The organism is Moraxella sp. I5G (assembly GCF_055193055.1).
Genome location: NZ_JBUXLH010000031.1, coordinates 1 through 2,673, shown reverse-complemented (window position 1 = coordinate 2,673; position 2,673 = coordinate 1). Strand labels below are relative to the sequence as shown.

Annotated in this window: 5 protein-coding genes; 3 read left to right on the top strand and 2 right to left on the bottom strand. The window is 33.6% G+C overall.

Features of this window, described 5'->3' with window-relative positions; genetic code table 11:
* The 3 genes from ACZBKJ_RS09750 to ACZBKJ_RS09740 all read left to right on the top strand — a co-directional run.
* Nucleotides 1-340: DNA/RNA non-specific endonuclease (locus ACZBKJ_RS09750; protein WP_463200896.1), on the top strand; the 340-nt coding region annotated here is incomplete at its 5' end.
* The gene (locus tag ACZBKJ_RS09745) at nucleotides 337-783 is read left to right on the top strand and encodes a hypothetical protein (protein ID WP_463200895.1); all 447 of its coding nucleotides are present in this window, start codon (nucleotides 337-339) and stop codon (nucleotides 781-783) included. The genes ACZBKJ_RS09750 and ACZBKJ_RS09745, both read left to right, overlap by 4 nt.
* Nucleotides 784-968: 185 nt before the next feature.
* On the top strand, nucleotides 969-2,177 hold the full coding sequence (locus ACZBKJ_RS09740; protein ID WP_463200894.1) for a hypothetical protein: 1,209 nt from the start codon (nucleotides 969-971) through the stop codon (nucleotides 2,175-2,177).
* 56 nt (nucleotides 2,178-2,233) lie between these two features.
* On the opposite strand, the gene ACZBKJ_RS09735 is transcribed toward ACZBKJ_RS09740, so the two are convergent.
* Together ACZBKJ_RS09735 and ACZBKJ_RS09730 are read right to left on the bottom strand one after the other, a co-directional pair.
* Nucleotides 2,234-2,392 carry a hypothetical protein gene (locus ACZBKJ_RS09735; RefSeq protein WP_463200893.1) on the bottom strand — a complete coding sequence of 53 codons (159 nt, stop codon included), beginning with the start codon at nucleotides 2,390-2,392 and terminating at the stop codon, nucleotides 2,234-2,236.
* Between the two features lie 100 nt (nucleotides 2,393-2,492).
* Nucleotides 2,493-2,673, bottom strand: a 181-nt coding sequence (locus tag ACZBKJ_RS09730) for a hypothetical protein (protein WP_463200892.1), incomplete at its 5' end; no start/stop codon positions are given.

Here is a 2,673-nt window from a genome sequence, read left to right as displayed (position 1 = left end):
TGACAGAAACACTAATCAACAGTGTAAATCTGGTGGATGTGATAGACTATCAACCGACCACGGTGGACATCTTATTGCATCGATGTTTGATGGGCTAGGCGAAGGCATAAACATCGTACCAATGGATGCTAAGTTAAATGGTGTTAAGGGTCGGTGGTATGAGATGGAAAAACAGTGGAAAGATGCTCTTGAAAATAATGGCACTGTTCAAGTTAAGATAGAGCTTATTTATAGTGGCGATAGTAAGAGACCTGATAAGTTCATTATCCAAGAAAAAATTAATGGGGTGCTTAAAATTTATGACGATTTCTACAACAATCCAACAGGAAAAAAACAATGACTAAAAAACTTGATGATATTAAAAAGATTTTAAATGATATGAAACCAATAGGGTCAGATCTTCTGATTTTTGAAGGGTATATTTATTCTGATGCTTCATCTTTTTCGTGTTATTGGCTAATCAATAATCAAAGAAATGATTTTGATTTTGATTCATTTCCCATGAAACAAAGTCGAGAAATAATATCTCACATAAAAATATTAAAATCAAATGATGATAGTTGGAATAATTTTAGACTATGCCTTGATGCAAACGGTAAATTTATATTTGATATGGTTAATATAGATGAAGAAAATAGTTGGCATGGCTTATATATGAAAGGCATCAGCGACCTAACCGAAGAAGAATGGAAAAATACAGGCATTCCAAAAGAGCTTTGGCAGGAGCGTGTTCGTCATAAAGGAACGGGGACATTAGGGCGACCAAAGTCGGATTTTTATTAACTTACTTAGAGTGTAGGAAGGCTTTCATGAATTTACTTTGCAAAATACCAAAATGGGAAAATAAATTATAAAAAAAAGGGGGTGTCAGAATTAAAAGGGTCTGAATTAAAGCTGTATGGTACACTGGTATCTATAAGCACTTAAAATTTATGACGATTTCTACAACAATCCAACAGGAAAAAACAATGACTAAAAAACTTGATGATATTAAAAAGATTTTAAATGATATGAAACCAATAGGGTCAGATCTTCTAATTTTTGAGGGATGCATTTATTCTGGTTATTCATCATATTCTTGCTATTGGTTAGAAGATAACAAGATAAATGATTTTGATTCACTTCCGTTAATGCAAAATATCATGACTTTAATTAAACAATTAAAGTTAGACGGTGGTGACTGGAATAACTTTAGACTATGTTTAAGTAAAAATAATGAATTTACATTTGAAAGCAAAAATATAGATGAAGAAGATAGTTGGTATGGACTATATATGAAGGGGATCAGCGACATAGAGGAGAATGATCTTAAAAACTTTAATATCCCTAGAGCAATTTGGGAGAAAAGAACAAAGATTAAAAAAGAGAAGGCGTCATCAAATCAAACACAAAACTTATCTGATGATCAAAAAATCTATCAGGAGATGGGAGAGATATTGTGGTCTATCATGCCTCTAGAGCAAAAACGAATTATGCTTAATGGCTGTATATATGAGTCTTTGCAACTGGATTGTTATAAAGTTCTAGATAATGGAAATTTAGAGCCAATTCATATGTCTGATGAGATTACATTTAAATTAACTAACTTGGTAAAAAGTTTACAGAACTGTGAAATATTTTCTCAAGAAAAATGGACTTGTTTCGAAGCGATACTAACAGACGAATCTAAGTTTCAAATCAAGTTTGATTATCTTTCAAAAAAAGATAAAAGATCTGAAATATATAGAGATCTCAAGAATGTGATATGGTCTGCAAAACCAAGGGGTGTAAACAATGTTCTACTGGGTGGATTTTGTTATAAAGATTCAATTGAAATACTCTTTTTTGAAGATGACGAGGATAAAACTTGGGTTTTATTACCAAGTACAGTTTTACCAAAAATCAATGATCTTATAAAAGAATTACAGGAATATGATCTGTCAATTGGCAGGCATTGGACACATTTAGAATTACTTATCACAGATGATGGTGTATTTGATCGAGAATTTTTGTACATACCAGAAGAAGACCATTGGGACGGATATGGATTGTACATGCAAGGCATCAGCGACCTAACCGAAGAAGAATGGAAAAATACAGGCATTCCAAAAGAGCTTTGGGAGGAGCGTGTTCGTCATAAAGGAACAGGGACATTAGGGCGACCAAAGTCGGATTTTATTAACTTACTTGGCGTGTAGATTGGCTTTAAACAAACTAAACTAAACTTATCCCCTGCTAAGGGCGAAATTACGAGTTACAAACTCAAAACTGGCGTTTGTTTATAACTCATAATTTCGTCAAAAGACTTTCCCACTTTTGCAATTTCCCCAAAATTTGATGCTCTGCGGTCGCCAATTTCGTGTTTTTTTAAAATAGTATTTTTGCCAAAATCACCATCATGCAATCTGTGCAATTTACCTAAGCAAGCATAGCAAACGGTACACGAAAACAGCAGTTTTGATGACCTTTGCGCTTGCAAAAGGGGGATAATCCCCCCTTTGAACCCCCCATTTTCATGAATTTATTTTGTCTAAAAACTTTAAATTCAAAGATTTTAAGTAAGATAATTTTTCAAATTTATTCTTTTCCAGTTCAAACACCCCCCTAAAATCGCCTTGCTCATAGCGCATTTTTTGGAGGCTAGCGCGCATCTTTTGCGGATTGATATTATTTGCAATGTAGGCGTTAATCAGT

Coding starts and splice junctions, on each gene's coding strand:
- ACZBKJ_RS09740 (WP_463200894.1), top strand. CDS start 969: ATGACTAAAAAACTTGATGATATTAAAAAGATTTTAAATGATATGAAA.
- ACZBKJ_RS09745 (WP_463200895.1), top strand. CDS start 337: ATGACTAAAAAACTTGATGATATTAAAAAGATTTTAAATGATATGAAA.